Annotated in this window: 25 protein-coding genes; 10 read left to right on the top strand and 15 right to left on the bottom strand. The window is 59.4% G+C overall.

What is annotated here, in order from left to right; all coding sequences use genetic code 11:
• Position 1 precedes the first annotated feature (1 nt).
• The 6 genes from AC2FJC_RS11370 to AC2FJC_RS11345 form a co-directional block, all read right to left on the bottom strand.
• The gene (locus tag AC2FJC_RS11370) at positions 2-1,231 is read right to left on the bottom strand and encodes a DNA recombination protein RmuC (RefSeq protein WP_496720998.1); all 1,230 of its coding nucleotides are present in this window, start codon (positions 1,229-1,231) and stop codon (positions 2-4) included.
• A 52-nt stretch (positions 1,232-1,283) separates the two neighbouring features.
• Complete coding sequence (mutL, locus tag AC2FJC_RS11365) at positions 1,284-3,134, bottom strand: DNA mismatch repair endonuclease MutL (protein ID WP_496739594.1); 1,851 nt, start codon at positions 3,132-3,134, stop codon at positions 1,284-1,286.
• A 282-nt stretch (positions 3,135-3,416) separates the two neighbouring features.
• The gene (locus AC2FJC_RS11360; RefSeq protein ID WP_496739593.1) at positions 3,417-4,346 is read right to left on the bottom strand and encodes a metal ABC transporter permease; all 930 of its coding nucleotides are present in this window, start codon (positions 4,344-4,346) and stop codon (positions 3,417-3,419) included.
• Positions 4,343-5,548: a metal ABC transporter permease gene (locus tag AC2FJC_RS11355; RefSeq protein ID WP_282119542.1), complete on the bottom strand. Its 1,206-nt coding sequence runs from the start codon at positions 5,546-5,548 to the stop codon at positions 4,343-4,345. The genes AC2FJC_RS11360 and AC2FJC_RS11355 overlap by 4 nt, the downstream gene beginning before the upstream one ends.
• Before the next feature lie 2 nt (positions 5,549-5,550).
• Positions 5,551-6,354 (bottom strand): metal ABC transporter ATP-binding protein, encoded by an 804-nt coding sequence (locus AC2FJC_RS11350; protein ID WP_496739592.1) that lies wholly within the window; start codon positions 6,352-6,354, stop codon positions 5,551-5,553.
• A gap of 3 nt (positions 6,355-6,357) precedes the next feature.
• Positions 6,358-7,311, bottom strand: coding sequence for a metal ABC transporter solute-binding protein, Zn/Mn family (locus tag AC2FJC_RS11345; RefSeq protein WP_496739625.1), 954 nt, complete (start codon positions 7,309-7,311; stop codon positions 6,358-6,360).
• Positions 7,312-7,509: 198 nt separating this feature from the next.
• Between AC2FJC_RS11345 and deoC the strand changes: the two genes are divergently transcribed.
• The 4 genes from deoC (at position 7,510) to AC2FJC_RS11325 (ending at position 12,512) form a co-directional block, all read left to right on the top strand.
• Positions 7,510-8,508, top strand: a complete 999-nt coding sequence (gene deoC / locus AC2FJC_RS11340; RefSeq protein WP_496726335.1) for a deoxyribose-phosphate aldolase — start codon at positions 7,510-7,512, stop codon at positions 8,506-8,508.
• An 11-nt stretch (positions 8,509-8,519) separates the two neighbouring features.
• Positions 8,520-10,853 carry an aldehyde dehydrogenase family protein gene (locus AC2FJC_RS11335; RefSeq protein ID WP_496739591.1) on the top strand — a complete coding sequence of 778 codons (2,334 nt, stop codon included), beginning with the start codon at positions 8,520-8,522 and terminating at the stop codon, positions 10,851-10,853.
• Positions 10,854-10,877: 24 nt separating this feature from the next.
• Positions 10,878-11,693 carry an SDR family oxidoreductase gene (locus AC2FJC_RS11330; RefSeq protein ID WP_496739590.1) on the top strand — a complete coding sequence of 272 codons (816 nt, stop codon included), beginning with the start codon at positions 10,878-10,880 and terminating at the stop codon, positions 11,691-11,693.
• Between the two features lie 87 nt (positions 11,694-11,780).
• Positions 11,781-12,512: a cyclic nucleotide-binding domain-containing protein gene (locus AC2FJC_RS11325; protein WP_496734934.1), complete on the top strand. Its 732-nt coding sequence runs from the start codon at positions 11,781-11,783 to the stop codon at positions 12,510-12,512.
• A gap of 6 nt (positions 12,513-12,518) precedes the next feature.
• Here AC2FJC_RS11325 and AC2FJC_RS11320 read toward each other — a convergent pair whose 3' ends face one another.
• The 7 genes from AC2FJC_RS11320 to AC2FJC_RS11290 all read right to left on the bottom strand — a co-directional run bounded on the left by AC2FJC_RS11320 (position 12,519) and on the right by AC2FJC_RS11290 (position 20,979).
• The gene (locus AC2FJC_RS11320; protein ID WP_496739589.1) at positions 12,519-13,823 is read right to left on the bottom strand and encodes a M16 family metallopeptidase; all 1,305 of its coding nucleotides are present in this window, start codon (positions 13,821-13,823) and stop codon (positions 12,519-12,521) included.
• On the bottom strand, positions 13,820-15,160 hold the full coding sequence (locus AC2FJC_RS11315) for a M16 family metallopeptidase (RefSeq protein WP_496739588.1): 1,341 nt from the start codon (positions 15,158-15,160) through the stop codon (positions 13,820-13,822). Before AC2FJC_RS11315 ends, AC2FJC_RS11320 begins: the two co-directional genes overlap by 4 nt.
• An 81-nt stretch (positions 15,161-15,241) precedes the next feature.
• Positions 15,242-15,760 (bottom strand): DUF3035 domain-containing protein, encoded by a 519-nt coding sequence (locus AC2FJC_RS11310; protein WP_496739587.1) that lies wholly within the window; start codon positions 15,758-15,760, stop codon positions 15,242-15,244.
• 50 nt (positions 15,761-15,810) lie between these two features.
• Positions 15,811-16,281 (bottom strand): signal peptidase II, encoded by a 471-nt coding sequence (gene lspA / locus AC2FJC_RS11305; protein ID WP_496739586.1) that lies wholly within the window; start codon positions 16,279-16,281, stop codon positions 15,811-15,813.
• Positions 16,281-17,870, bottom strand: a complete 1,590-nt coding sequence (gene purH / locus AC2FJC_RS11300; protein ID WP_496739585.1) for a bifunctional phosphoribosylaminoimidazolecarboxamide formyltransferase/IMP cyclohydrolase — start codon at positions 17,868-17,870, stop codon at positions 16,281-16,283. The genes lspA and purH overlap by 1 nt, the downstream gene beginning before the upstream one ends.
• Positions 17,871-17,892: 22 nt before the next feature.
• Positions 17,893-19,632: a heparinase II/III family protein gene (locus AC2FJC_RS11295; RefSeq protein WP_496739584.1), complete on the bottom strand. Its 1,740-nt coding sequence runs from the start codon at positions 19,630-19,632 to the stop codon at positions 17,893-17,895.
• A 90-nt stretch (positions 19,633-19,722) separates the two neighbouring features.
• Complete coding sequence (locus AC2FJC_RS11290) at positions 19,723-20,979, bottom strand: RsmB/NOP family class I SAM-dependent RNA methyltransferase (RefSeq protein WP_496739583.1); 1,257 nt, start codon at positions 20,977-20,979, stop codon at positions 19,723-19,725.
• An 89-nt stretch (positions 20,980-21,068) separates the two neighbouring features.
• On the opposite strand from AC2FJC_RS11290, the gene AC2FJC_RS11285 reads away from it, so the two are divergent.
• Complete coding sequence (locus tag AC2FJC_RS11285; RefSeq protein ID WP_170550772.1) at positions 21,069-21,251, top strand: DUF1674 domain-containing protein; 183 nt, start codon at positions 21,069-21,071, stop codon at positions 21,249-21,251.
• A gap of 4 nt (positions 21,252-21,255) precedes the next feature.
• On the opposite strand, the gene AC2FJC_RS11280 is transcribed toward AC2FJC_RS11285, so the two are convergent.
• Positions 21,256-22,110 (bottom strand): LysR family transcriptional regulator, encoded by an 855-nt coding sequence (locus AC2FJC_RS11280; RefSeq protein WP_496739582.1) that lies wholly within the window; start codon positions 22,108-22,110, stop codon positions 21,256-21,258.
• A 99-nt stretch (positions 22,111-22,209) separates the two neighbouring features.
• Here AC2FJC_RS11280 and tmpA point away from each other — a divergent pair, with 99 nt between their 5' ends.
• The 5 genes from tmpA to AC2FJC_RS11255 all read left to right on the top strand — a co-directional run bounded on the left by tmpA (position 22,210) and on the right by AC2FJC_RS11255 (position 25,963).
• On the top strand, positions 22,210-23,346 hold the full coding sequence (gene tmpA / locus AC2FJC_RS11275) for a 2-trimethylaminoethylphosphonate dioxygenase (RefSeq protein ID WP_496739581.1): 1,137 nt from the start codon (positions 22,210-22,212) through the stop codon (positions 23,344-23,346).
• Positions 23,343-23,933, top strand: coding sequence for a (R)-1-hydroxy-2-trimethylaminoethylphosphonate oxygenase (tmpB, locus tag AC2FJC_RS11270; protein WP_058274956.1), 591 nt, complete (start codon positions 23,343-23,345; stop codon positions 23,931-23,933). The genes tmpA and tmpB overlap by 4 nt, the downstream gene beginning before the upstream one ends.
• Entirely contained in the window at positions 23,930-24,598 is a 669-nt protein-coding gene (locus AC2FJC_RS11265; RefSeq protein WP_496739580.1) for an ureidoglycolate lyase, read from the top strand. Before tmpB ends, AC2FJC_RS11265 begins: the two co-directional genes overlap by 4 nt.
• 96 nt (positions 24,599-24,694) lie before the next feature.
• Complete coding sequence (locus tag AC2FJC_RS11260; RefSeq protein ID WP_496739579.1) at positions 24,695-25,555, top strand: hypothetical protein; 861 nt, start codon at positions 24,695-24,697, stop codon at positions 25,553-25,555.
• A 39-nt stretch (positions 25,556-25,594) separates the two neighbouring features.
• Positions 25,595-25,963: a hypothetical protein gene (locus AC2FJC_RS11255; protein ID WP_496739578.1), complete on the top strand. Its 369-nt coding sequence runs from the start codon at positions 25,595-25,597 to the stop codon at positions 25,961-25,963.
• A gap of 9 nt (positions 25,964-25,972) precedes the next feature.
• Here the strand turns inward: AC2FJC_RS11255 and dapB are convergent, their stop codons facing one another.
• On the bottom strand, positions 25,973-26,782 hold the full coding sequence (gene dapB, locus AC2FJC_RS11250) for a 4-hydroxy-tetrahydrodipicolinate reductase (protein ID WP_496739577.1): 810 nt from the start codon (positions 26,780-26,782) through the stop codon (positions 25,973-25,975).
• Between the last annotated feature and the right edge of the window lie 48 nt (positions 26,783-26,830).

Here is a 26,830-nt window from a genome sequence, read left to right as displayed (position 1 = left end):
CCTAGCCTTCAGACTGGCCCAGAGGCACAACGTTGGTCTGATCGTCAGGCGCCAGTTCCTCGAAATCGAAGTTATCCAACCGCTGTGCCCGGCGGCCAGCCTTTTCCGCGCTGATCTTGATTTCCGAGATATCCTTGGCCGCTTGCCCAAAATGGCGGTCCAGATTGCCGACCCGATCACCCAAACGCTCAACATCCTTGTGCAGCAAACCCAGTTCTTTGCGGATCGCCCCAGCTTGTTCCCGCATCCGCGCGTCTTTGAGAATCGCACGCATCGTGTTCAGCGTCGCCATGCAGGTGGTGGGTGAGACGATCCACACGCGTTTGGTAAAACTCTCCTGCACCAGTTCCGGAAACTTGGAGTGCAGTTCGGCATAGACCGCCTCGGACGGCAGGAACATCAGTGCTCCATCAGCCGTTTCACCGTCCAGAATGTACTTCTCGGAAATATCAGTTATGTGCTTGCGCACCGTGCTGCGGAACATCTGAACCGCCGCCTTCAACTCCATGTCATTGGTCGAACCGATCAGGGCCTCATAGGCCTCCAACGGGAACTTGCTGTCGATGACAATCGGCCCTGGAGGGTTCGGGAGGTTGATCAGGCAATCTGCGCGCCGCCCATTCGACAGGGTTGCCTGCAGCTTGAAACTATCCGACGGCAGCGCCTTAGAGACGATATCATTCAGCTGAATCTCTCCGAAAGCACCACGCGTTTGCTTATTCGACAGGATATCCTGCAAAGACAGCACGTCGCCCGACAGTTTGGTTATATTGTCCTGCGCCTTATCGATGGCGGCCAGACGTTCCTGCAACTGTGTCAGCGATGTCGCGGTTTGTTTGGATGATCCATGTAGGGATTCCTTCATCCGCTCCTGCATCTCGGCCAAGGCACGCGCCGATTTCATCGCGTTATCTGCCAGCCGATCATTCATCTGCTGCTGGACCGAGGACAGACGGGATTCAACTGTCTGGATGACTTGCACCTGTGCATTGGCCTGCGTGTCCGAGACATGTTGCAAGCCACCGCGCAATTGTTCCTGCCCCTGCCCCAACTGCTGCACATGCTGGCCCAGGTGCGCCATCTGGCGGGACAAAGGTTCCGCCATACGGGCCGACCGGTTGGCTGCGCGCAGCGACAAAAACAGCAACAGCAGGATCAGCGTAACAACCCCACCCACGGTCAGGATCACTGGGTCGTTTAGCGCATATTGGGTTCCTGCAATCTCGATCATGTTGCCTCGGATGTTCCTGTTTTATTCTCCATAGCCCAACCAATCCAATGGATCAACTGCGGCCGAACAATCGCTCGATGTCGCTCAGCTTCAATTCCACATAAGTCGGCCGCCCGTGGTTGCACTGACCGGAATGGGGCGTGGCCTCCATTTCCCGTAGTAGGGCGTTCATTTCTTCGGCCCGCATACGGCGACCCGACCGGACCGAGCCGTGACAGGCCACCCGGCTGAGGATCGCCTCAATCCGCGCTTGCACCATCTGGCTTTCGCCCTGATCGGCCAGTTCATCCAAAATATCCAGAATCATCGCCCGCGCGTCCACCTCGCCCAGAATAGCCGGCGTTTCACGCACAGCGACCGCACCGCCGCCAAAGGGTTCAATCGTCAGTCCCAGCTTTGTCAGGTCGTCCGCAACCTGCATCAGGCGCGCGCAATCGCTGTCGGACAGTTCAACGATTTCCGGGATCAGAAGCGCCTGAGCCGCGACGCCATTCTTGGCCATCTGGTTTTTGAGCTTCTCATAAACCAGCCGCTCATGTGCCGCATGTTGATCGACGATCACCATGCCGTCTGCAGTTTGAGCGATAATGTAGTTCTCATGCACCTGCCCACGTGCCGCGCCCAAAGGCAGGTTTTCGACCGGAGCCTCGGCGGTTGGCACAGGGGCCGGCTCGACCACGTTGCCGCTGTAATCTTGTGACAGCTCGGCAAACCCCGGCGCATGCGCTTGATACGCCGCCTGCCGTGCAGATGACGAGGGTCGGTCCATCTGATAAACGCGCGCAGGCGTAGGTTGTGCGGGTTCCGGACGCATCGCGCCCAGTGTCGCATTGGCCACTGTGGAGGAGGCCCTGTGCCCGGCCTCGGCCAGCGCGTGCCTCAGGGCCGAGACGATCAACCCGCGCGCGACGCCCGGATCGCGGAACCGGACCTCGGACTTTGCCGGATGCACATTCACGTCGACCAAAGTCGGATCGCAATCGATGAACAAGGCTGCTGCCGGATGACGATCCCGGCTGAGGAAATCGAAATAGGCCGCCCGCAGCGCGCCCGTCAGCATCTTGTCGCGCACAGGACGACCATTGACGAACAGATACTGCGCCACCGCCGCACCGCGCGAATAGGTCGGCAAGGCGGCGTAACCGTACAACCGGATCCCCTCGCGCGTGGCATCGATCTGCAGGGCATTTTCAGCAAACTCGCGCCCGATCACGCGGGCCAGTCGGGCGTGAAGCGCGTCAAACAGATCACCATTTTCGCGGTCGGCGCGGAAGGTCACGCGCCCCTCTCCACCACCAGAGACGTCACGCAGAGTGAAAGTTACCGCAGGTTCGGCCATGGCAAGACGTTTGACTGTATCGGAAATCGCCTGCGCTTCAGCCCGGTCGGTGCGCATAAATTTCAATCGCGCAGGCGTGGCGAAAAAGAGATCGCGCAGTTCAACCACCGTGCCAGCACGTAAGGCGGCAGGTTTCACCGCCTCGATCCGACCACCCGCCACATGGACCGAGGCCGCCTCGCCCCCCGGCACCCGGCTGGTAATGGTCAGGCGCCCGACGGCGCCGAGCGATGGCAGCGCCTCACCCCGAAACCCGAAGGTGTGGATATTCAACAAATCGGACCCATCAATTTTCGAGGTCGCGTGGCGCGACAGGGCCAATGGCAGATCCTCAGCGGCAATCCCACAGCCATCATCGGTGACGCGAATCAGCGTCTTACCCCCATCGGCAATGTCGATCGCGACGCGGGTTGCGCCAGCGTCGATGGCATTTTCCACCAATTCCTTGACTGCAGAAGCCGGACGTTCAACAACCTCGCCTGCGGCAATACGGTTGATTGCTGCGTCGTCAAGTTGCCGGATGACCGGTCGATTTTCGCTGATATTGGGGTGTGCCTGCGCCATACCACCAGACCTAGCACATACGCGCGCGATTCTGCCACCGCTTTGGCTTGCATTTAATGTGAGGAGGGGGCGTTCGAACAATCGCACCGTGCCAGCCTAGACTTGCGGTCAGTCTGGGCGCGATTGCTCGAACGATCCGGAGTGAGTGGTGGTCATCCAATAATCAATGGGTCATTTCATACCACGAATACGGTTTCACGATGCGAAGACTCTCTGGGCCTCAAGTCGGGTGGCGAAGTTTGGCCGATACCACGCAGGACCCAGCGGCGAGAAAATGCCGGGTCACGCGGTTCCGGGTGCACCCGCCCGGGTCCGGCACGGCCCCCACAAAGCCGTAAGCGCAAGGATCAGGCCGGACATTGTTGCGATCATGCCCGCAGCACTGACCGCGTCCGCCGCCCCCAGCCAGAGCGGACCATATCCGGCCAGCACATACCCGGAGACGGCCGACAGGATGGCAAAGACGATGCTCCATGCGATCTGGGTTTCCAGCCGGTTGGTCATCATGCGCGCCGCTGCGGGTGGGCAAATGAACATGGCAATCACAATGATCGAACCCACGGCGTCAAATGCCGCCACGGCGGCAATAGCTGCCGTGATCACCAAAGCCATACCCAGAACTCCGGTCCGAACACCAATGGTACGCGCAAACCCTTCGTCAAAGGTGGAAATCTTCAGCGGCCGCCAGAACAGCCATACAAAGACAGATACCGCCAGCAAAGTCAGCGCAATCCGAGGCAATTCCGGCGGCAACCCCGCCAGCGCCACAGGATCCAACACCGAAGACCAGCCCACAGCGTCCAACCAGATCAGGCTTTCCAGATTGCCATAAAGCGCATGTTCAACATCCAAGTGTACGGTCGAAGTATCGGTTTGTTCGAGCAGCAGCACACCGGCTGCAAACATCGTGGTGAAAACCACCCCCATCGCGGCACCCGCCTCGATCTGCCCCAGCCGCCTGACAGCTTCGATCAGAACCACAGCCACCACTGCCGCGCCCGCGGCGCCCAGCATCATTGGCCAGGTCGAAATCGTTCCGGTCAGCAGAAAGGCCACGACAATACCCGGCAGCACCACATGGCTGATCGCATCCCCGATCAAGGCCTGTTTGCGCAGGACCAGGAAGTTCCCGGGCAAAGCGCAAGCGATGGCGGCAAACGTGCCGATCAGCAAGGGTGTCAAAGACAGGGGTACGAATTCTTCACCGCTCATGCCGGAACCTCCTGCGGGCCGCCGATCTGGCGGTCGATCTCGGCGATCTGATCTTGGGTCAGGACGGTTTCGATGTCCCGCAACCCGTCATAGAGCGCAGCCGTTGCCTCATGCATCTGATCAGCCCTGACGATTTCCCAGCGCCTTTCATCGCGCAACGCCTTGGCCGCGCGCGCCTTGCCTGTTTCGGTGGCCACGCCATCCGCCCGCGCCAAACCGGCACGCCGCAAGAGACGCAAGGTCAGTGGCTCATAGATCTTTTGCCCTTGCGCCAGTGCCAGCAGACCCTGCCGAATATGAACCCGGCGCTGGAACCGCAGGTGCCGCAGAACCGCTGCCAGAACTCCACGGACAGGCGCAAGTAACAGGGACAGTGCGAAAAAGCCAAAGCTGACCAGTACAATGATCGGGCCGGTGGGCAGATTGGGGGCCGAGGCTGACATCGCCGCACCCAGATAGCCCGCCAACCCTCCGGCCAGTCCAGCCAGCAGCACCACGCGGTCCGAACGGTCCGTCCAGAAACGCGCCGTGACAGGTGGGATAATCAGCAGCGCCACAATCAGGATCAGCCCGACAATTTTCAGGCCCACCACAGTAACTGCCATGACCAGCCCCATCATCGCCAGATCAATCCGGTGCACCGGCAGGCCCCTGGCAGCAGCGTATTCAGGGTCGAAGGCGACCATGGTCATAGGTCGGCGAATGATCATGACGAGCAACAGCGTCGCTGCCCCACCGATTGCGATGACCAGCGCATCCGCCCACAACATCCCTGCGGTTGAGCCCAGCAGGAACCCTTCCAGCCCGGCCTGACGACCGACGCCCATGGTCTGGATCACTGTCAGCAGAACGATGCCGAGACCGAAAAATACCGACAGGATGGCACCAATGGCGGCATCCTCGGCCAGTCGCGTGTGGCGAGTCAGCCAGTTCATGCAAAGCAAACCGACCCAAGCCGACACCGCCGATCCGGCCAATAGGCCGATCAGGTTACGCCCATCGCCCCCAAGGGCGACCAAAACCATGAACCCGAGGCAGACCCCGGGCAGCGTTGCGTGGCTGATTGCATCACTGACCAGCGCGCGTTTTCGCAGGAACAAAAAGGTGCCGGTCACACCGGCGGATATACCCAGCAAAGTCGCACCAATGGCGACCAGCGTGGCGTTATAGCCCAGCTGCAGGGTCAGAGCATCCCAAAGCATGATTACCCCAATGCGCGCGAGATCTGATCGATCTGGGCGGTGGCCAAACGGCCGCCATAGGCAGATTGCAGCGTTTCGGCAGTAAAGGCCTCGGCCACAGTTCCTTCGGCCACTTTGCGTGTGTTGATCAGGAAGACATGGTCGAAGTAATCAGTCACAGTGGCAAGATCGTGATGTACGACAACAACGGTCTTGCCAGCCTCTTTCAGCGACTTCAACACTGCGATTATTGCTTTTTCCGTCGCGGCATCGACACCGGCAAAGGGCTCATCCAGCAGATAAAGATCGGCATCCTGCGCCAGAGCACGGGCAAGGAAAACGCGCTGCTGCTGGCCGCCTGAAAGCTGACCAATCTGGCGGTCGGCAAAATCGCGCATCCCGACCCGGTTAAGGCAGTCCATGGCCCGGGACATATGCCGAGCACGGACGCGGCCCAACAACCCCAGCTCGCGGGACAGGCCCATCAACACAACGTCAATCACACGCGTCGGGAAATCCCAATCGACGCTGGCGCGTTGTGGTACATACGCGATCCTGGCGCGCTGTTTTTCAAGCGGTTCACCAAAAACCAAAACCTGCCCGGACAGGGGTGAGACAATACCCAGCGCCGCCTTCAGAAGCGTAGACTTCCCCGCCCCGTTTGGTCCGATGATCGCCGTCATCGCGCCGGGCTGCACGGTCATATCCACCGAAAACACGGCGGGTTTCTGACCGTAAGAAACAGTCAGACCGCGAATGACCAGAGGGCAGTCCTTTGTAGTTTTCTCAGCAACCGAAGCACCCTGATGCGCAGCCAGCGACAGCATCGTTCAGGACCCCGCCGACAATTTGCCGTTCATGCCATGCTCGGGCACGTCTGCGCCCAACGCCCCGGCAATCACAGAGATGTTGTGATCCAGCATCCCGATATACGTACCCTCGTACGTGCCCGGTTCACCCATCGCGTCGGAATACAGCTCTCCACCGATGCCAACATCATGGCCTTTGGCCGCGGCCCCTTCGATCAGCGCGCGCATGGACCGATCAGAAACCGAGCTTTCGACAAACACCGCCGTCAGCTGTTGATCTACCAAGGTATCGACCAGTTCGCCGATCCGGTTCAAACCGGCCTCGGACTGGGTCGAGATGCCCTGAATGCCAAGCACTTCATAGCCGTATTCCTCACCGAAATAGCCAAAGGCGTCATGCGCCGTTACAAGCACACGGTTGTTTTCCGGCACGTCGGCCAGCACTTGTTTACCGTAGGCTTCCAACTGATCAATCTCGGCCAGATGTGTCTGCGCGTTCGCGGCGAAAAAATCAGCAGCTTCGGGGCGCGCGTCTGTCAGGGCTTTTTGAACTTCGACCACCACATCGCGCCAGACGGCCGGGCTCATCCATACATGCGGGTCATACTTGTCGGCATAATCGTCATGTGCGCGCAGCTTGGACTTATCTACCCCCTCGGCAACAGCCACGACCGGGCGTTTGCGCCCAAGATCATGGAAAAAGTTTTCCATCTGCGCCTCAAGGTAAAGACCGTGCCACAGGATCAAATCCGCCCGGGTCATATCCACGATATCGCTGCGGGTCTGACGATAAGCATGCGGGTCGACGCCCGGGCCCATCAGGCCCTTGACCTCAACCTGATCACCACCGATCTGACGCGCCGCATCAGCGATCATGCCTGTGGTTGCAACCACTTTCAGCGGTGCCTCGGCCCAGGCTGTGACCGGCAAAGCGGCGGCAAAAGCCAAAGCCGCAAGAAAACTACGACGAATCATTTCTGACCCCATTTAGGTATCCTCTTGAGAATGAATATGCGAACCATTCGCAACTAAGTCAACGTCATTGCGAATTATTCGCAAGAAAACATTAAATTTGTCCATTTGGTCAAAAAAATTGCACGCGCAAGGCCGCTATGCCTTCCAATTAGCGCCAAGCCGTGCGATTTTGGCGCAAACCTCCCAAAGGATGTGAAGATGGAAACGCAGAGCTCAGAAAGCCCCGTGCGCACCGCGCATCTGCCGCAAGTGACCGAGCCTAGAAACCCTGGAATGGAATTGGATCTGGACTGGGTACGCGCCGTGCAGGTCAATACTTCGGCCATTGAACGCCGCGCCGCGACCCTGCCCGGTCGTCGGTCTGTCAAAAAAGAGTATCAGGCCGCATGGCTGTTGAAGGCGGTCACGATGATCGACCTGACCACCCTGTCGGGTGACGATACGGTCGGACGTGTGCGCCGTCTGTGTGCCAAGGCACGGCAACCCGTTGCACCTTCGGTTCTGAAAGCGCTGGATATGCCGCCTATCACAACCGGGGCCGTTTGCGTCTATCACGACATGATCGAAACCGCCGTGGACGCTCTGCATGGCACCGGCATCCCTGTTGCTGCGGTTTCCACCGGCTTCCCGGCAGGTTTGTCACCATTCCATCTGCGCGTGGCCGAGATCGAAGAAAGCGTGAAGGCCGGTGCCGAGGAAATCGACATCGTGATCTCGCGCCGTCACGTCCTGTCTGGCGACTGGCAAGCTTTGTATGACGAGATGAAGGCCTTCCGTGTGGCTTGCGGCGATGCGCATGTCAAAGCCATCCTCGCCACCGGAGAGCTGGGCAGCCTGCGCAACGTCGCGCGCGCCTCGCTGGTTTGCATGATGGCGGGCGCTGATTTCATCAAGACTTCGACCGGTAAGGAAAGCGTCAACGCGACCCTACCCGTTTCGCTGGTGATGATCCGCGCGATCCGCGACTACTATGACCGGACCGGGTATCGTGTTGGTTACAAACCAGCAGGTGGGATCTCCAAAGCCAAGGACGCATTGGTCTACCTGTCGCTAATCAAAGACGAGTTGGGTGATCGTTGGCTGGAACCCGACCTGTTCCGCTTTGGCGCGTCATCGCTGCTGGGCGATATCGAACGGCAATTGGAACATTATGTAACGGGCGCGTATTCCGCCGGTTACCGTCACTCTATGGGCTGAGGACAAGAACAATGACAGTCAAAGAGATTTTCGAAACCATGGACTATGGCCCCGCCCCCGAAAGCGCGGCTGAAGCGCTGGCCTGGCTGGTCGATCAGGGCGACAAGTTCGGTCACTACATCGACGGTGCCTTTACCAAGCCGGGTAAGGGGTTCGAGAGCCGCAACCCAGCGACCGGAGAGGTTCTGGCCAAGCTGACACAGGCGAAACAGGCCGATGTGGATGCCGCCGTTACTGCCGCACGTAAAGCGCAGCCGAAATGGGAGAAGCTGGGCGGCGCAGGCCGCGCTAGGTACCTCTATGCCATCGCGCGCCTGTTGCAGAAGCATTCGCGTCTGTTTGCCGTGCTGGAAAGCCTCGACAACGGCAAACCGATCCGGGAGTCACGTGATATCGACATCCCGCTGGCGCAGCGGCATTTTTACTATCACGCGGGCATGGCGCAGTTGATGGAAAGCGAATTGCCTGATGCCGAGGCGTTGGGTGTCTGCGGGCAGATCATCCCGTGGAACTTTCCGTTGCTGATGCTGGCGTGGAAGATTGCCCCGGCACTTGCGATGGGCAACAGCGTGGTTCTGAAGCCAGCAGAATACACTTCGCTGACCGCACTTCTGTTTGCTGACATTTGCACACAGGCCGGGCTGCCCAAAGGCGTAGTCAACATCATCACTGGTGACGGCGCAGTGGGCGAGATGATCGTGAACGCGGACGTGGACAAGATCGCCTTTACCGGCTCGACCGTTGTGGGCCGCCGTATCCGTGAAGCGACTGCAGGGTCGGGCAAGGAACTGACATTGGAACTGGGCGGCAAGTCGGCCTACGTCGTCTTTGATGATGCCGATATCGACAGTGCCATCGAAGGTCTGGTCGACGCGATCTGGTTCAATCAAGGGCAGGTCTGCTGTGCCGGCTCGCGCCTGTTGGTGCAGGAAGGCATCGCTGAGCGCTTCCACGACAAGTTGCGTGCACGGATGGACAAGCTGCGCATCGGCGATCCGCTGGATAAATGCATTGATGTTGGCGCGGTTGTAGACCCGGTCCAACTGCAAACCATCAAAAGCATGGTCGAAAGCAACACCGCGGGCCACGTGCACCAAGCCGCCTGCGATCTGCCTGCGAACGGATGTTATTACCCGCCTACGCTGATCTCGGGCCTCGAAACCTCTGACCCGCTGATGCAGGAAGAAATCTTTGGCCCGGTTCTGGTGTCCTCAACTTTCCGCACACCGGAAGAGGCGGTGGAGCTGGCCAACAACACCCGTTACGGGCTGGCCGCGACCGTGTGGACAGAGAATGTGAACCTCGCACTGGATATCGCGCCCAAGCTGGTCGCGGGCGTGGTTTGGGTGAATGCCACCAATCTGTTTGATGCGGCTGCTGGTTTCGGCGGCGTGCGCGAAAGCGGCTTTGGCCGTGAAGGCGGCTGGGAAGGCTTGACCGCGTACACCAAGCCCAAAGGCAAAGCTAAGCCGTTGGCGAAGGTCGAAGCGGCCATCGGCGAGGGCTCTCCGGTCGATCCGATTGACCGTACCGCCAAGATGTATGTCGGAGGCAAGCAGGCACGGCCTGATAGCGGCTATTCGAAACCCGTCTGGGGTAAATCCGGGCTGTTGGGCCACGTGGGCCTCGCCAATCGCAAGGACGTCCGCAATGCAGTTGAAGCTGCGGCAGGGGCCAATGGATGGTCCAAGACCACCGGCCATCTGCGGGCACAGATCCTGTATTACATCGGCGAAAACCTCTCGGCCCGTGCCGATGAATTCGCCGCGCGCATCGACGCAATGACCGGCAAGAAGGACGGAGCGAAAGAGGTCGAGACCTCAATCCAGCGTCTGTTCACAGCCGCCGCCTGGGCCGACAAGTACGACGGTCAGGTGCACGGCGTTCCGATCCGTGGCGTGGCGATTGCCATGAAAGAGTCCGTCGGCGTCATCGGTGCGCTTTGTACGGACGAGGCGCCTCTGCTGGGTCTGGTCTCGGCCATGGCTCCGGCGATTGCAATGGGGAATCGGACAGTCTTGGTGGCCTCAGAGCCCTACCCTCTGGCAGCGACTGATTTCTACCAGATTCTCGAAACCTCAGACGTGCCTGCTGGTGTGGTCAACATCCTGACCGGCAGCCACGCGGAACTGGCGAAACCGCTGGCCTCGCACCTGAATGTCGATGCGGTCTGGTCGTTCTCATCCACCGACTTGTCGAAAGAGATCGAGGTCGTCTCGGCTGGGAACCTGAAACGGACCTGGGTGAATAACGCGACGGCATTTGATTGGGGCGTGGACCATTCCCGCCGCTTCCTGCAGGCTGCGACCGAAGTCAAAAACATCTGGGTGCCCTACGGCGAGTAGGGCTCCCCGCCAAGGGAGGCCTACATGGACTTTTCAGGAAAAACCGTCGTCGTCATCGGTGGAACCAGCGGTATCAATCGCGGCATTGCCGAGGCCTTTGCGGCCTCGGGTGCCAAACTGGCGGTCGCTAGCCGGTCGCAGGAAAAGGTCGATGACACCGTTGCTGCGCTGAAAGCTGCGGGGGCCCAAGACGCCATCGGTGCGGCGTTCGATGTACGTGACCCGGAGGCCGTGGCAAACGGGCTGAAACAGTTCCACGACGCGTTCGGTGACTTCGACGTGCTGGTATCGGGCGCGGCGGGCAACTTCCCGGCATTGGCGGCAGAGATGTCGGTCAATGCGTTCAAGACCGTAATCGATATCGACCTGATGGGCACGATCCACGTGATGAAGGGGGCCTATCCTTTCCTCAAGCGTCCGGGTGCCAGCATCATCAACATCTCGGCCCCGCAATCCTATCTGCCTTACGAAGGCCAGGCCCATGTCTGTGCCGCCAAGGCAGGCGTGGATCAGATCACCCGCACCCTGTCGATGGAATGGGGCATCGAGGGTATCCGTGTGAACTCAGTCGTGCCGGGCTTTATCGAAGGCACTGAAGGGGCCAAGCGTTTGGCCCCTACGCCAGATGCCGGAGAAGCGTTGCGCAAGGATGTCCCCTTGGGCCGTTGGGGTCAGCCGCAGGACGTGGCGAACGCCTGTATGTTCCTAAGTTCTGATCTGGCCAGCTATATCAGCGGCACGGTTCTGGCCGTCGATGGCGCGTTGTACCAGCGTGGTTCTGGCAAGTTCGGACAGATGATGGGGCAAATGTTGCGCGCGCAGGCGAAAGCACGCTCATAAAACCCATTAACCTGTGAGGTTGTTCATTTACGGTTTCACTTAATTGGCACAGCGTAAGACCCATTCATTGCGAGGGTGGGTCCTTACATGCTGAATAGTCCATTTGAATTTACCGAGTTTGTCGAATTGGCCACCATGATCGGCGTGGCCGGGGCTGGCCTATACATTCTGAACTACTTTTTACTGCAAATCGGCATAGTCCGCGGCAATGGCGTGCTCTACCCGGTTCTAGTTATCGTTGCTGCAACCTGCGTTCTGATCAGCATGGTTGAAGAATTCAATCTTGCCGGTTCGATCATACAGATGGCCTATATCGCGATCTCGGTCATCGGATTGCTGCGCGGATACCTTTCGCGGCATCTCATTCGCTTTTCCGCAGCCGAGCGCCAGTTCATCTCGCACCATCTTGGGTCGCTGAAACCGCATCATGCCCGAAAGCTATTGAACACTGCGTCGGTTCAGGAGTTCGCCAAAGGCGACATTCTGATCGAAGAAGCCAGAACAACAGATTTCCTTGGCTATGTCCTGAGCGGGCGAACAACCATCCTGCAAAATGGTCAGGTCATCAATATTTGCGGCTCGGACGAGACACTGGGAGAGCTGACATTCGGCCTTGGCCTGCCCGCAACGGCCACCGTCATCGCCTCAGAGCCGACAACCTGCCTGGTGTTCGACAATTTCCGTCTGTCGCGCCTGCTACGCCGCAACCGGCATATCGACGACGCGCTTAAAGCCGCGCATTTCAGGCACGCGCGGCAAAAGCTTCTGAGCAGCAACAAGCATACGCTTCGGGCACAGAAACGGCCCGTCGCGGCCTGAACGGGTTTAGCCGTCCAGACCCTCGGGCTTGCCGACAATGGTGAAATGAAGCCCGTCAGGGTCCAGCAATTCGCTGGCGACCCGGTTGATCTCTTCCAGCGTGATCGCATTCACCTTGTCGTTGCGGGTGGCGATATAGTCGATGGGCAGGTCTTCCATCTGCATCCCGACCATGATCCCCGCAATCTGGCCATTGCCGTCAAACCTCAGCGGGTAAGCGCCCGTCAGGTAGGTTTTGGCATCGTCCAGTTCTTTCTGGGTCACACCTTCGGATGCGGCCCGTGCCCACTCGTCACGGATCACTTCGACCGCTTCGGCAATGCGATCATTGCTGGATGACACGGATCCCAGATAGACCGAGGCCAGATCCTTGGGCACCAGGTAAGTGCCGACGCCATAGGTCAAGCCGCGCTTCTCTCTTACCTCCTGCATCAGGCGGCTTTCAAACCCGCCCCCGCCAAGGATGTGGTTCAGGATAAAGGCGGCAAAGAAATCGGGATCATCGCGGTCAATGCCCGCATGTCCGAACAGGGCCACAGATTGCGGCGTGTCGAACTCGACCACGCTCACGCCACCAGGAATGGACACATCGGCACGTTCAGGGATCGGCTTGCCTGTTTCCGGTAGGTCGGCCAGCAGTTTATCCAGCAACGCGCCCAATTCTTCGGGGGTGATGTCACCCACCGCGCCTATATACATCCGGTCTTTGGCAAAGACATCCTGATACGCTGTGACCACGTTTTCGCGCGTCAGGGCTGTCACGCTTTCGATCGTGCCTTTGCCTTCTGTGCCATAGGGGTGATCGCCATAGGCCATGCGCGCAAAGTTACGACCCGCAATGTCATTCGGGTCGGTTTGATCGGATTTAAGGCCGGACAGTACCTGCGCCTTTACCCGATCCACCGCATCCTGATCAAAGCGGGGTTCGTGAATTGTGGTGCGCAGCAGGTCGATCACGTCGTCCCGGTTTTCAGTCAGGAACTGCGCGGTGATCGACACTGTGTCATCAGTTGCATTGTACCGGAACGAGGCCGCCAGCGATTCCAGCTCACGCGCATAGGTGCGGGCATCCATGTCGCCTGCGCCTTCCTCAATCAGGCCGCTCATCAGGTAGACCGCACCGCGTTTGTCCGCGTCATCCAGCGATGTGCCGCCGCGAAAACGCAGCTCCAGCGCGGTGAAGGGGATTGAGTGATCCTCGACTAGCCATGCGGTGATACCACCCGGAGAAGTAACCTCTTCGATCTCGATATCGGCCCACGCGGGCAAAGCGAAAACGAACGCGATCAGAGTTGCGAAAATCCGTTTCATTGCGTCACCTCATCATCGCGCATCAACCAACCGGTGACCGATGTTTCCGGCTGTATCACCTCGCGCGCGGCGGCGATAATCTCTTCCCCGGTGACAGCCTGCAGAATATCGGGCCAGGCCTGCACATCCTCGACCGTCAGACCACTGGTCAGAGCGCGACCATAGCGGTTGCCAATCCCATCCACATTGTCGCGCGCATAGGTCTGCGAAGCCCGCAGCTGCATCTTGATCCGGTCAAGGTCTTCTTCATTCACACCCTCAGCGATGAAGTCGGCAACCGCCTGATCCATTGCATCCTCGGCCTCTTGCAAAGATACACTGGCGGCTGGAACAACCAGAAGGTCAAAGGTCGTATCATCCAGCGAGACACCCCGGTAGAACGCCCCGGTGTAGACAACCTTCTGCTGCTCGAACTGCAGCTTTTCGTTCAGGTAGGATGTCGTGCTTCCACCCAACAGTTCTGCCAACAGAAACAGAGCAGCTGCCTTCTCCTGTTCGCCCGGATCACGTTCGGGGGCCAGATAACTACGCTGAACATAAGGCTGCGACACGCGCGCATCCTTGTAAGTAAGACGGCGTTCTGCCGTTTGCGGCGGTTCCTGTGACCGGACCCGTTCGGGTAAGTCAGGGTTGGCGGGGATCACACCGTAATATTGCTCGGCCAGCGATTTGACCTCGTCTGGTTCGACATCACCGGTGACGACCAGAATGGCGTTATTGGGCGCATAATGGGTCTGGTAGAAGGACAGCGCGTCCTCCATGTCCAGCGTCTCCATCTCGTGGCGCCAGCCGATGATTGGCACGCCGTAGCGATGGTTGAGGTACTGCGACGCGCTCATCTGTTCACCGAACAGCGCACGCGGGCTGTTGTCGGTGCGCTGGTTGCGTTCCTCAAGGATCACGTCGCGTTCAGTGACAATATCATCTTCGCTCAGGCGGATATTGCGCATCCGGTCCGCCTCCATCCGCATCATCAATTCCAGCCGGTCAGCAGCGACGCGTTGGAAATAAGCGGTGTAGTCATATGATGTGAAGGCGTTGTCGGTGCCGCCATTGGCCGCAACGGTGGCGGAAAATTCGCCCGGGGCCAAAGTGTCAGTGCCTTTGAACAGCAGATGCTCAAGGAAATGCGCCACACCCGATGATCCTACGGGTTCATCCGCCGACCCGGCGCGATACCACACCATATGCTGCACAACAGGCGCGCGGTGGTCTTCGATCACGACGACATCCATGCCGTTGTCCAGCGTAAATGTAGTCACCGCTTCGTGCCCCTCGCTTGCAGCAAGAGGGGTTGCGGCCATCAGGGCTGCCGACAATGCCAGGGCCCGAACCATAGGGCGTCCTCCGTTTGATTTATGCTGTTCAAACTACGGTGGCACCACGCGGGTTCAAGGCCAATGACGAAAAGTTAAAGATTATTCATCTACCGGTGGCGCCGATGGTGTTTCGATCCCGGCTTGGCGTGCAGCCTCATTCTGACGGTCGGGGTTCAGCGTTTCGCGGCGGTAGACCTGCGAATACCGATCCACGTTGAACAAGCGCAAGCGCGTCAGGCGGCTCTGCTTTCTGCGGAACTCTGCATCCTCGGCATCAACCACCTGCCGGGCATTCGCCGGAACTCCATACCGGCTGGAGGCCGTCACAAGGGCCGCGTCCGTGGACGGGATGGCCGTATTTGCGTTCAGCGAAGATTCGTTCCCGCCAAGGGCAACGACAGCTTCCGCCTTAGGGTTCGGATCGGTCAGGTTATTCCCCCCCAGCGTAGGCGCAGGCAGAAAAGCGTAATCCTTGGGCTGAGTCAGTGGTTTGACAGGCAGGACCGAGAATTCGTCCGGCCCCTGCCCGGGCGCTTCCAAGTGGCGCAATCCGATATCGGAACAGCCCGCAGCCGCAAAGGCCAATGTCAAAGCAAATATGGAACGCGGCAGCCGCATCAGAGTCTCCAGCCTGTTTCAGGCGCTTTTATCGCATTTCAAATGGCACGTCACGAGGCCTTTTTGCCTTCGAACAGCACCAGACCAATCGCTCCGGCGAAAATGAACACATCGGCCAAGTTAAACACGAAGGGGTTGTTTATGCCACAGCAAGACATGTTCAGGAAATCCAGAACATAGCCATAAAGCAAACGGTCTATGACATTGCCCATCGCGCCCCCGACCAGCAATCCGCCACATACCAACATCAGTTTTGACGGGGCTGATCGCCAGAGCCACAGTAAAACACCGATCGAGATGGCGACGGAAACACCAATCAGCGCCCAGCGGGCGGCCTCGGTATTGCCTTGGAACAGGCCGAAATTGATGCCCCGATTCTCACCGTATTTGAACACCAGCAGCGGCGGCAGGACATCGATATTCCCTTCGGCCACGCGCATCACGTGAACGACCAGATACTTGCTGATCTGGTCGATCAGAAACGCAGCCAGTGCGGCCCAGAGAAGCAGGCGATAGCGCATCAGTGGCGGAAGTGGCGCATGCCGGTAAAGACCATGGCCAACCCGGCCTCATCCGCGGCTGCGATCACCTCGTCATCGCGCATCGAGCCACCCGGCTGGATAACACAGGTTGCGCCAGCCTCGGCCGCTTCCATCAGACCGTCCGGGAACGGGAAAAACGCATCCGACGCCACGGCGGAACCGATTGTCAGTGGTTGGGCCAAGCCCAGAGCATCGGCCATGCGCTCGGCTTTCTTCGCTGCAATCATCGCCGAGTCCAGGCGGCTCATCTGCCCGGCACCCACACCAACGGTTGCTCCGTCTTTGACATAGACGATGGCATTGGATTTGACGTGTTTCGCCACTTTCCACGCAAACAGAAGATCGCGCATCTGTTCCTCGGTCGGGGATTTCTTAGTGACGACCTTCAGGTCATCCAGGCCGACAAATCCGTTGTCCTTGTCCTGCACCAGAAGGCCACCGGCTACCTGACGGACGGTTTTGCCACCGGTGGTCACATCTGGCAGGCCATCGGTTGTCAGCAGACGCAGGTTCTTTTTGGCTGCAAAGATTGCCTTGGCCTCATCCGACGCACCCGGAGCGATCACAACTTCGGTGAAAATTCCGGTGATTTCCTGCGCGGTTTCGGCATCCAGCGGCTGGTTCAGCGCAATGATCCCGCCAAAGGCCGAAGTGCGGTCACAATCAAACGCGGCCTTATAGGCCTCGATCAATGTCGCGCCCTTGGCAACACCGCAGGGGTTGGCATGCTTGATGATCGCGCAGGCTGCGCCTTGCGCCGGATCGAACTCGGCCACCAGTTCAAATGCCGCGTCTGTGTCGTTGATGTTGTTGTAGCTCAGCTCCTTGCCCTGATGCTGCACCGCTGCCGCCACACCGGGGCGGTTGGTGCCATCGGTGTAGAAGACCGCCTGTTGGTGGCTGTTTTCGCCATAACGCAAGGTCTGCTTCAATTCTCCGGCAAAGGCGCGACGGCGCGGAGCCTGCGCGGCCAACGCATCGGCCATCCAATTCGACACGGCCGCGTCATAGGCGGCGGTACGAGCATAGGCTGTCTGCGCCAGGTTCTGACGGAAAGCATAGGAAGTCTGGCCATCGTTAGCCGCCAGCTCAGCCAGCAGCAGGTCGTAATCCTGAACATCCACAACCACATTCACAAAAGCGTGGTTCTTCGACGCAGCGCGGATCATAGCCGGGCCACCGATATCGATGTTTTCGATGCATTCGTCGTAACCCGCACCTTTGGCTACCGTGGCCTCGAACGGATAGAGGTTCACCACCAGCAGGTCGATCGCGCCGATGCCATGTTCGTCCATCGCTGCCACGTGGCTGTCATTGTCGCGCAGGGCCAGCAGCCCGCCATGCACCATCGGATGCAGCGTTTTCACGCGGCCATCCATCATCTCGGGGAAGCCGGTAATCTCGCTGACATCCTTCACCGCAAGCCCTGCGTCGCGCAGCGCCTTGGCTGTACCGCCAGTCGACAGCAGTTCGACCCCACGCTCGGCCAGTGCCTTTCCCAGCTCGATCAGCCCGGTCTTGTCGGAAACGGAAAGCAACGCGCGGCGCACTGGGTGAAGATCGGTCATGGGGTCAAAGGTCCTTTTGGCGTCAGTCAAACTCGGGCTCGTCCCGGTGCAGATCGCGCACGGCATAGGCAGTATCCTGTGCCTTGCTCAGCGTCCACCGGATGCGCGTCGCATACTCCATTGCGCGCCCGGATAGAACGATCTGTTTTGTCGCGCGTGGCTTTAAACGGCCTTTTTCCAGATAAACACTTGGTTCTACGAATAATTTTCCCACGCCATCATGGCGGAAAACCCAGATCTCACCACTTTTCAGCGCCATCGAAACCGCCGCACCGCCTAAATCCAGCGCCGCATCCACGTCCGGATGCAGGTGAAACCGAATATCGAAACCGATGCCTTTCAGGCCCGAGGCGTCCATCGCCTTGTCAAATTGCCGCTTCGCCTTGTCGGTGGCCGTCAGCAGAATATCCTCGCAGGCCAGCTCACGCCCATCAAAGCGCAGCTCAAAGGTACGCGCATGAGTCAATCCGAAGACCTTGGTATACCCGTCATGCCCGGCCATGAAGCGTGTGCCTTCAAAGGCGTCCTCAAAATCAATGGGAACCTCATGCGGCGCATCCACCAGTGCCTCACGTTCTGCGCCTTGCGTCGGTGGCGCCAGCCGAGCGCTTGAATACCCATCAAGGCAAAGTGTCGAATGCGACGGTGTCGCCCGACCCGCGCGCCGCCATTCCGTCCCAAAGCTTTCGCCTGATCCGCAATTCACCACCAGTGGTCTGCGGCCAGACGTCAGTTCGAACGCCAGGGTCGAGGCATGGGCGTTGTACGACGCCGCCCCCTTGGGCGGAGTGGCGGCATCCACAATCACGCTGGTTCTGGCCGCATAAAGCCGGGCAAATCCCATGGACAGCCCCGTGGCGTGATGTGGCCTGACACCGCTTTGCGCCAGTGCCTGATCCAGACGCCCTTCCACACCACGCCCACCGCCGTGAAACCGAGCCAAAGCCCCGTCTGCATGGCGCAAGCTGCGCAAGGTGGGGGCCATGCGTTTGATGGCACTTGCCTGCGCCCCGGGCGTGCCCCGGCCCAACGCGCTGAGCGCGGCCGAGGTCCATGAAAGCAGCATAAAGACCTCAAGCAGCTCTTCGGGGTTGCGGGTTAAGATTCCGCCCTGTTCGTCGACCTGACTGTCACACTCGCGCGCCAAAGCACGAAGGGCGGGATCGGCCATCTGCTCCAACCCCTCCAACGCCAATCCAGCCTGCACCAACCCGGCAAGCGCCTCAAACCGGGGAAGACCGGGGGTCGCTGCTTTCCAACGCTTGGACAGAAACCATGTCTGTTGGGCCAACGACCGAAAAAACATCCTGCTTTGGTGTTCATCTGCGCCGCGCAACAGGAAAATCGCATGGTTGATCCAGCGTATGACGCGCCGACCGGTTAGATCTGGTGCCCAGCCCGGCCCCTGACCGCGACCATGCGCGTTGATCCAGCCCCAGACCCACCGCTGGGCCTTTTCACGCGCGCGCATATCGCCGACAGCAGCCAGATCGTCGAGCCAGGCAAAGCCGTGGCGTTCATTGTCGAACCCGGTGCTGGGCGCGGCCACATCCCACAGCTCGGTATCCTGAGCTTCGACCAGATAGCCCGCAAATAGCAGATTTCCGGCGACCAACTGACGTCCGCGCGCAAATGAGCCCACCGTGCGCGGCTCCGGATCGCCAACAAACCCCGAGACCGCTTTGCGTCGCTGACTGAGCCGCGCGTAGAGACGGTTCTGAAACCGTGTCCACTGATTGGTCATGGTATCTGTCTTCGACATGACGCTCGTTACTCTGCCCCTTGCGCTCTGCTGGCGCCTGAGACCCAACGATAGACCGGGGCGATCGTCAAGTCATCGAAAAGCATGCAACTACGCCGATTTGTTCAGGCGCGCGATATAGAACCCGTCCATTCCACCAAGATCAGCCCAGTAATCGGGCCGCAGACGCAGGCCGCCTTCCTCGGTGATCCATTCGGACTCGATTCCGGCAATGTTCAACGCCGCCCGATCCGCCGACATATCGGGGTGTTGGTCCAGCGCTTCTTCGACCTGCACCTCGCCCTCATCCGGCAGGAGAGAACAAGTGCAATAGACCAGCCGCCCGCCGGGTTTCAGCAAGCTCCAGGCGTGGGCCAGCATCCGGGCCTGCAGCTCGATCAGCTCACCGAATTCCGATCCGTCTTTTGCAAAAGGCAAGTCAGGGTGCCTGCGGATCGTTCCCGTGGCAGAACACGGCGCGTCCAAAAGGATGGCGTCATACTGGCCCTGATGTTCAAGCGCGTCGCCCGCGACGACAGTGGCTTTCAGCCCGGTGCGTTTGAGGTTCTCATGCACCCGCGCCAATCGCGTTTCCGAAACGTCGAGCGCCGTAACATCGGCCCCAGCCGCCGCCAGTTGCAGTGTTTTTCCACCCGGAGCGGCGCAAAGGTCGAGGATCTTTTCGCCCGGTTTCGGGGCAAGTATGCGCACAGGAATAGCCGCCGCCGCGTCCTGCACCCACCAATCACCTTTGCCATAGCCCGGAAGGGCGGTGACCTGACCGGCATCGTGCAGCCGCATCGAACCGGTAGGCAGGGCCTCACCCGGTCCGCTGGCGCCTGGCTTCACGGTCAGGTCAAACAGTGCGCCAGCAAATTGCGCCTTTTCCATTCCCACGATTGCATCCTCACCCCATGCCATGATCAGCGGATCACGCAGCCATTCGGGCAAACGCGGCACGCGCATTTTGGGCCATGCATCGGGCCCTTCGGCGGCCACTTTGCGCAGCACAGCATTCACCAGACCCTTCAGCCGTCCGTGCTTGCGTGAACGCCCTACAATGTCGACCATTGAATTCACCACACCATGTGCCGCTTCACCGTGGCACAGCTCGACCGCGCCAAGGCGCAGGGCATTATGCACAGTCAAAGCGGGGGTACGGTTCAGGTGGTTTTCCAGCAGACGATCCGCACGCTCCAACCCGCGCAAGGTTTCCAGCGTCAGACGTTGCGCCCGCGCGCGATCTTCAGGGGCCAACCGGTCCAGCGCACCGGCGGCCAGACATTCGGACAGCAGGCGTCCTTCGCCCAGTATCTGATCCAGCAGATAGATTGCGCTGCGTCGGGCGGCTGTTGCGTTGTCGGACATGGAATCGCCTTTGAATAAATCCTCGCCCGCATTGCCAATGGCGGACGCGGGCGTATATCAAGCCCATGCACGGAAAGGAACCCGAAGTCATGAGTGACGACCGCAAAGACCTGCCGCCTGCCGCCCAGCGCGCCTTGGCCGAAGCCGAAGAGCGCCGTCGCAAGGCAGAGGCCAAAGCGAAAGAGATGCCAAAGGAACTGGGCGGTCGCGACGGTCCTGACCCGGCCCGCTATGGCGATTGGGAGAAGAAAGGCATCGCGATCGATTTCTGATCGCCTATCCCCGCAGAGCTTCCAGAAAATCCGCTATCAGAGCGCGCTGCTTCTTTGATTTCGCCCGTTCTTCCGGCCATGTCAGCCAATACCCATCTTTCGTTTTCAGCTCGGGCAGGTGCAACCGGCGCAACCGCCCGTCCTGTAGATCCGCCTTGGCCAATGGCACCGACCCCAACGCTACGCCCATGCCCTGACGTGCCGCGGACAACGCGTGTTCCATTGAATCGAAGCTAATGGTCGACGTCGTCACATCGCCCTGCTCAGCCTTTCGCGCCCAGTCTCGCCACCCCGGCCGTTCTCCGCGCAGATCAATCAAAGGCGCGCCCCATTCAACACCCGGAGCCGCCATCGGCACCAACACTTCGGCTGCGATCAATTCGGAATCCCGCCCGGGCCAGGCACCGCGACCATAGCGGATTTGCAGCCATGTCCGCTCTTCATCCAGCGACGACCGCCGCGCCACGGAATCGGTCAGGACACGCACCTTCGGCTGCACCTCCTGAAACCGGGCAAGACTTGGCACCACAAGCGCATGGATGTGCGATGACAAACCGGCCACCCGCAATTCGCGTGGGGATTTGCCAAACAGATCCTCGGTATTTCGTTCAAGCGCCTGCAAACTGTCTTGCACCAGTGGCAGGTAGCTTTCGCCTTCGACAGTCAGTGACACGCCACGCGCCTCACGCACAAACAATGTTCGACCCAGCCAGGCCTCAAGGTTACCGATCCGCTGGCTTACCGCCGCTTGTGTCAGACCAAATTCCCTCGCCGCTGCCGAAAACCCGCCCAGACGCCCCGCCGCCTCAAAAACGCGCAGCCAGTCCAAGGGTGGCAACCCGATCTTTTTCTTATCCATAAGTTTTTCCAAGTCTCAGCAGAAAGAAGGATTAATTGTCGTAATGCCACAAGGGGCGTATCTCCTCAACCAAAGCCCGCGCTGAACAGGAGACCCCCCATGCTGCGCTTTGCCACCCATGACGCCTCGGTTGTGACCGTAGAATTCGACACCGGCACAAAGGCTCGCTTTCACGCCATCTGGCTACGCGACAACGCGCTGGACCCCGAAACCCGCGCGCCCGGCAATGGCCAACGTCTGATCACCATCGGTGATATCCCCTCAGACATTTCGGTTAGCGCCGCCGAAATCAGCAATGGTGATCTGACAGTCACCTTTCAGCCAGAAGGCAAGACCGTCACCTTTCCCGCCGACTGGCTGGCCGAGCACAGCTATGACCGCGATCAAAACCGCCCCATGGGTCGGACGGCTCCCGACATCACCACCTGGGGACGCGGCATCGACGCGCCCAGCGCTGATTGGGATGAGGTCCACGCCAACCCCGCCGCCAAACGCGGCTGGCTGGGCGCGGTGGCCGAGTATGGCTTTGCCAAGCTGATCGGCGGCCCGACCGAACCGGAATCCCTGCTGAAAGTCGCTGACCTGTTCGGCTATGTGCGCGAAACCAACTATGGCCCCTATTTTGAGGTCCGGACCGAGGTGAACCCGACCAACCTCGCCTATACCGGCCTTGGTCTGCAGGCGCATACCGACAACCCCTATCGTGATCCGGTTCCGACGCTCCAAATTCTGTATTGCCTGGAAAACAGCGCCGAGGGCGGTGACTCTATCGTGGTTGACGGCTTCCGCGCTGCTGAGAAACTGCACGAGCAGAACCCGGAAGGCTTTACCTTGCTTGCAGGCTATCCCGCCCGGTTCGAATACAAAGGCTCGGACGGTATCTGCCTACGGTCACGCCGCCCGATGATTGAACTGTCACCGGATGGTGAATTGGTCGGTATCCGGTTCAACAACCGCTCATCCGCGCCGTTCGTCGACGTGCCCTTTGATCAGATGGAGGCCTATTACGCCGCCTATCGTCAATTGGGCGAGATCATCGACGATCCAGCCATGGGCGTGTCGTTCAAGCTGGAACCGGGTGAGAGCTTCATCGTCGACAACACCCGCGTTCTGCATGCACGTTTGAGCTATTCCGGTGCGGGCTCACGCTGGCTGCAAGGTTGCTACGCCGACAAGGACGGGCTGCTGTCCACGCTGGCCGCGATGGAAATGAGTCAACCGGAGGCCGCAGAATGAAGCCCGATTTCTCGACCCTCAGCCGGGACAATATCGTGGCCTTCATCGGCGATATCTTTGACCGCCGGGGCGGTGAAGAATATCTGGGCGAACCCGTCACCATGGCTGAACACATGTTGCAAGGTGCAACGATCGCCGAGCAGAACGGTCAGCCCGAGGAAATCATCGTCGGCGCATTGCTGCACGATATCGGGCACTTCACATCCGAGTTCGGCACCTATCACCCGGATGATACCGAGGACCGTCATCACGAGGATGCAGGCGCTGAGGTGCTGGAACAGTTCTTCCCCTCGGTCATCACCGATTGCTGCCGCTATCACGTGGCAGCCAAGCGGTATCTCTGCGCCACCAAGCCTGAATATTTCAACCGCCTGTCCACCGCTTCGGTCCATACGCTGGAATTGCAGGGCGGGCCGATGAGCGCTGAGGAGGTCGCAGAGTTCGAGAGTAATCCGAACCTGAAAGAGATCATTCAGGTGCGCTATCTGGACGAGGCAGGCAAGCGGGCTGACATGGAAACGCCGGATTTCACCCATTTCGCACCGATGGTACAGCGCATGGTCGACAGGCATCTGGGCACATCATGAGCGCGCCGGAATATATCTTCGAGGCCAGTTCAAAACCGTCCCTTCCCTGGCACGAGGTTCCGCTGATCCGGGCCACGGACACGTCGGTCAAAGGCTATGGCTGTCTGGTTGATGACCCCGAAACCTTCGAGATTGAAATCGCTCGCTGGCCGCAACAGGGCTGGCGACAGATTGACGAAGGCACCGGCGACGAGGGCGGCTGGGTCGAAGGAACGTTCAAATGCGACTGGCAAGGCGACGTGCTTTATGGTGAGAACGAGGCCGTCAAAGGCCACTATGTTCTGGGTTGGTCCGCTGATCCACAACAGGCGCAGACCGACCTGCAGACGGCACCGCGCGATCAGGTTCTACTGTGGCACATGAACTACCACCCCGATGGCGGGCAAATGTTCTGGCCATTGGACAACAAGCCCTTCATCGTGCCTGTCGCCCTGCCCGGCGACAACCTGACGCCAGAAAAGGTGGTCGCATTCTGGTGTGACGGCACGCGTGGCCTCTATATTCATCCCGGCATCTGGCACGAAGGGATATTCCCCGTCGAAGACAACCAGCGCTTCCTTGATCGGCAGGGCCGGGTGCACGCCCGGGTCAGCGCCGATATCGGCAAAGAGTTCGGCGTTTACCTCGCCTGCCCACTGCGCGCGGACAAGATACGCGATCTGTAGCCAACGTGTTGCTTCCGGGCGGTGCTTTTCAGATTCCATTAACCTTTGCCGCAAACTCTGCGATACTCTCCTTTTGCGTGCATAAGGGAGGCGCAGATGGGATTGAACCGGCGGAAATTGGTACAACTAGGCACCGCAGCCACCGCGAGTGCGGCGCTGCCGCGATTTGCTATCGGCGTAACCGGCCAGAATGAGGCGTTCGAGGCAGAGTTCGCCGAAACACTGGCTGGCCTCAAAGCCGCGTTCGCCAAGCTCGGGTTTTCCGAGTCGCAACCTTTTTCGATTGTCACCGGGAACGTCGACTATAATGGCGGGCTGCGGCACGATTTCGAGCAAAAGAAATTGCAACCAAACGCTTTCGTCATACAACCGCTGGCTCGCGTCGCAGATGTGGAAGAAAAAAACCGCCCCGATGTCCTGCCCCTGTTTCACGAGGTTGGCTGCCATCCGGAAGGCGCGGTCAGCGGGCGTGACACCACGGAACTTATGGTGCGTCTTCTAACTGAAGAGTTCAGCCTTGACCCGTCCCGCATTGCTTTTGTCAGCGTGCCTCAGGCCGATGACGTGCGCCCGGTTCTGGATGGGATGAACTTGCCGTTCTCGCAAAAGGTCCTGCTGCGCGATGAGGTCGAGGCCCTCGCCGCCCGCGATGCTTCGGGCTTTTTCTTTCCCGATCCGTTTGGCGACGACTACATCGTGACGATGGGTGTCTACTACCGCGTCGGTGATGCTGATGAAACCGCCCCCACTGCCTATCCCCCGTCGGCCAATTGGACCGAGATCGGAGAAATTATCATCGGCGGTGAGGCCGCACCCCTTGGCATTTCCATCGGGGCCGAGCGCCTGACCTATGCCCGGACCGGCCAATACCCGGCGTGGGACGAACGGCTTGGCGCATTGTTTGCCAAAGTAGAACAAGAGGGCACGGACCCTCCCGGTCTGGTTGCGTTTCGATAATTTGAACAGCATGTTAGCGAGGACTACGAGGGTATAGAATTGCTGACTCTGTTTTTGTTCCAGCTTGGGTTTGTGTTTTTGGCGTCCCTATCATCATGGGCAGCCATGATCTTTCTGACTTCGGTTTTTCCGATATTCAAATTCAAGGAAGAGTTTGTTGACTACTGCATTCGAACGCGCGGCACGCCGCCATCACGCAAACGGCTGCTTCTGAACGGCTATGGGGCAAACAACTATTTTTTCATATCAGAAATATGCAACGGTCTAAACGTGCCTAACGGGTTACGGATCGTCCCCAATGCCAATTATTTTCACTTTTTCATGGTTGGGGTGGCGTCATTTTTTACTGCGGTACTTTTTTGGATTATAGCGTTCATAGTTTTTGTTGTGGTGACCGCCTTCATCTAACCGCAACGCTTACAGCCCCAACACATCCACCATGTCATATTGGCCGGGCGCCTTGCCCTGCCCCCACAGTGCCGCCTTCAGCGCACCGCGGGCAAAGATGGCGCGGTCGGTGGCCAGATGGCGCAGGACGATGCGTTCTCCGGGGGCTGCGAACAGCACGTCGTGTTCGCCCACAATGTCACCGCCGCGAATGGCATGGAACCCGATATCGCCCCGCTTGCGCGCGCCGGTGATTCCGTCGCGGCCCCGATCGGACACATCGGCCAGATCAACCCCGCGCCCTTCGGCGGCGGCCTCGCCCAGCATCAGTGCAGTACCCGACGGCGCGTCGACTTTGTGGTGATGGTGCCCTTCGATAATCTCGATGTCGAAATCTTCATCCAGCGCTGCGGCGACCTTTTTGGTCAGCTGCACCAGCAGGTTGACGCCAAGGCTCATATTCCCTGCCCGCACGATGACCGCATGGCGAGAGGCCGGTTCCAGCGCTGCGATCTGCTCATCCGACATGCCAGTGGTACCAATCACGTGGACGCACCGTGCCTGCGCGGCCAGTGCCGCAAACTCCAGCGTCGCCTCAGGCGCAGTAAAGTCAATCACCGCCTGCGCCTGCGAAAACGCCTCTAGCGGGTCGTCTGTGACGTTGACGCCCAGCGCCTGACCGCCCATCGCCTCGCCCACATCCTGACCGATCCAGTCATGGCCCGTCCGCTCAACAACACCAACCAAACGCGCCTGATCGCTGTCCGTCACGGTTTTGATCAGCATCTGCCCCATACGGCCCGAAGCCCCTGTGATGACGATCCCCGGAATATGGGTCATTGCGCTGGTCCTTTTGTTGAATTCGGCTCAAAGCCTCCTACCCCGTTC

It is taken from the genome of Ruegeria sp. CDSB117 (genome assembly GCF_059611005.1).
Note: the sequence above shows the minus strand (reverse complement) of the source record. Positions and strands in the feature narration are given on the sequence as shown.

What these genes read in the sequence shown, in the direction of transcription:
- tmpA (WP_496739581.1), top strand. Translation starts at nt 22,210, where the DNA reads ATGCTGCGCTTTGCCACCCATGACGCCTCGGTTGTGACCGTAGAATTC.
- AC2FJC_RS11370 (WP_496720998.1), bottom strand. Translation starts at nt 1,231, where the DNA reads ATGATCGAGATTGCAGGAACCCAATATGCGCTAAACGACCCAGTGATC.
- AC2FJC_RS11320 (WP_496739589.1), bottom strand. Translation starts at nt 13,823, where the DNA reads ATGAAACGGATTTTCGCAACTCTGATCGCGTTCGTTTTCGCTTTGCCC.
- AC2FJC_RS11335 (WP_496739591.1), top strand. Translation starts at nt 8,520, where the DNA reads ATGACAGTCAAAGAGATTTTCGAAACCATGGACTATGGCCCCGCCCCC.
- AC2FJC_RS11280 (WP_496739582.1), bottom strand. Translation starts at nt 22,110, where the DNA reads ATGGATAAGAAAAAGATCGGGTTGCCACCCTTGGACTGGCTGCGCGTT.
- AC2FJC_RS11315 (WP_496739588.1), bottom strand. Translation starts at nt 15,160, where the DNA reads ATGGTTCGGGCCCTGGCATTGTCGGCAGCCCTGATGGCCGCAACCCCT.
- AC2FJC_RS11260 (WP_496739579.1), top strand. Translation starts at nt 24,695, where the DNA reads ATGGGATTGAACCGGCGGAAATTGGTACAACTAGGCACCGCAGCCACC.
- AC2FJC_RS11355 (WP_282119542.1), bottom strand. Translation starts at nt 5,548, where the DNA reads ATGCTTTGGGATGCTCTGACCCTGCAGCTGGGCTATAACGCCACGCTG.
- AC2FJC_RS11325 (WP_496734934.1), top strand. Translation starts at nt 11,781, where the DNA reads ATGCTGAATAGTCCATTTGAATTTACCGAGTTTGTCGAATTGGCCACC.
- AC2FJC_RS11310 (WP_496739587.1), bottom strand. Translation starts at nt 15,760, where the DNA reads ATGCGGCTGCCGCGTTCCATATTTGCTTTGACATTGGCCTTTGCGGCT.
- AC2FJC_RS11295 (WP_496739584.1), bottom strand. Translation starts at nt 19,632, where the DNA reads ATGTCGAAGACAGATACCATGACCAATCAGTGGACACGGTTTCAGAAC.
- AC2FJC_RS11290 (WP_496739583.1), bottom strand. Translation starts at nt 20,979, where the DNA reads ATGTCCGACAACGCAACAGCCGCCCGACGCAGCGCAATCTATCTGCTG.
- tmpB (WP_058274956.1), top strand. Translation starts at nt 23,343, where the DNA reads ATGAAGCCCGATTTCTCGACCCTCAGCCGGGACAATATCGTGGCCTTC.
- AC2FJC_RS11360 (WP_496739593.1), bottom strand. Translation starts at nt 4,346, where the DNA reads ATGAGCGGTGAAGAATTCGTACCCCTGTCTTTGACACCCTTGCTGATC.
- AC2FJC_RS11350 (WP_496739592.1), bottom strand. Translation starts at nt 6,354, where the DNA reads ATGCTGTCGCTGGCTGCGCATCAGGGTGCTTCGGTTGCTGAGAAAACT.
- AC2FJC_RS11285 (WP_170550772.1), top strand. Translation starts at nt 21,069, where the DNA reads ATGAGTGACGACCGCAAAGACCTGCCGCCTGCCGCCCAGCGCGCCTTG.
- lspA (WP_496739586.1), bottom strand. Translation starts at nt 16,281, where the DNA reads ATGCGCTATCGCCTGCTTCTCTGGGCCGCACTGGCTGCGTTTCTGATC.
- purH (WP_496739585.1), bottom strand. Translation starts at nt 17,870, where the DNA reads ATGACCGATCTTCACCCAGTGCGCCGCGCGTTGCTTTCCGTTTCCGAC.
- dapB (WP_496739577.1), bottom strand. Translation starts at nt 26,782, where the DNA reads ATGACCCATATTCCGGGGATCGTCATCACAGGGGCTTCGGGCCGTATG.
- deoC (WP_496726335.1), top strand. Translation starts at nt 7,510, where the DNA reads ATGGAAACGCAGAGCTCAGAAAGCCCCGTGCGCACCGCGCATCTGCCG.
- AC2FJC_RS11345 (WP_496739625.1), bottom strand. Translation starts at nt 7,311, where the DNA reads ATGATTCGTCGTAGTTTTCTTGCGGCTTTGGCTTTTGCCGCCGCTTTG.
- mutL (WP_496739594.1), bottom strand. Translation starts at nt 3,134, where the DNA reads ATGGCGCAGGCACACCCCAATATCAGCGAAAATCGACCGGTCATCCGG.
- AC2FJC_RS11265 (WP_496739580.1), top strand. Translation starts at nt 23,930, where the DNA reads ATGAGCGCGCCGGAATATATCTTCGAGGCCAGTTCAAAACCGTCCCTT.
- AC2FJC_RS11330 (WP_496739590.1), top strand. Translation starts at nt 10,878, where the DNA reads ATGGACTTTTCAGGAAAAACCGTCGTCGTCATCGGTGGAACCAGCGGT.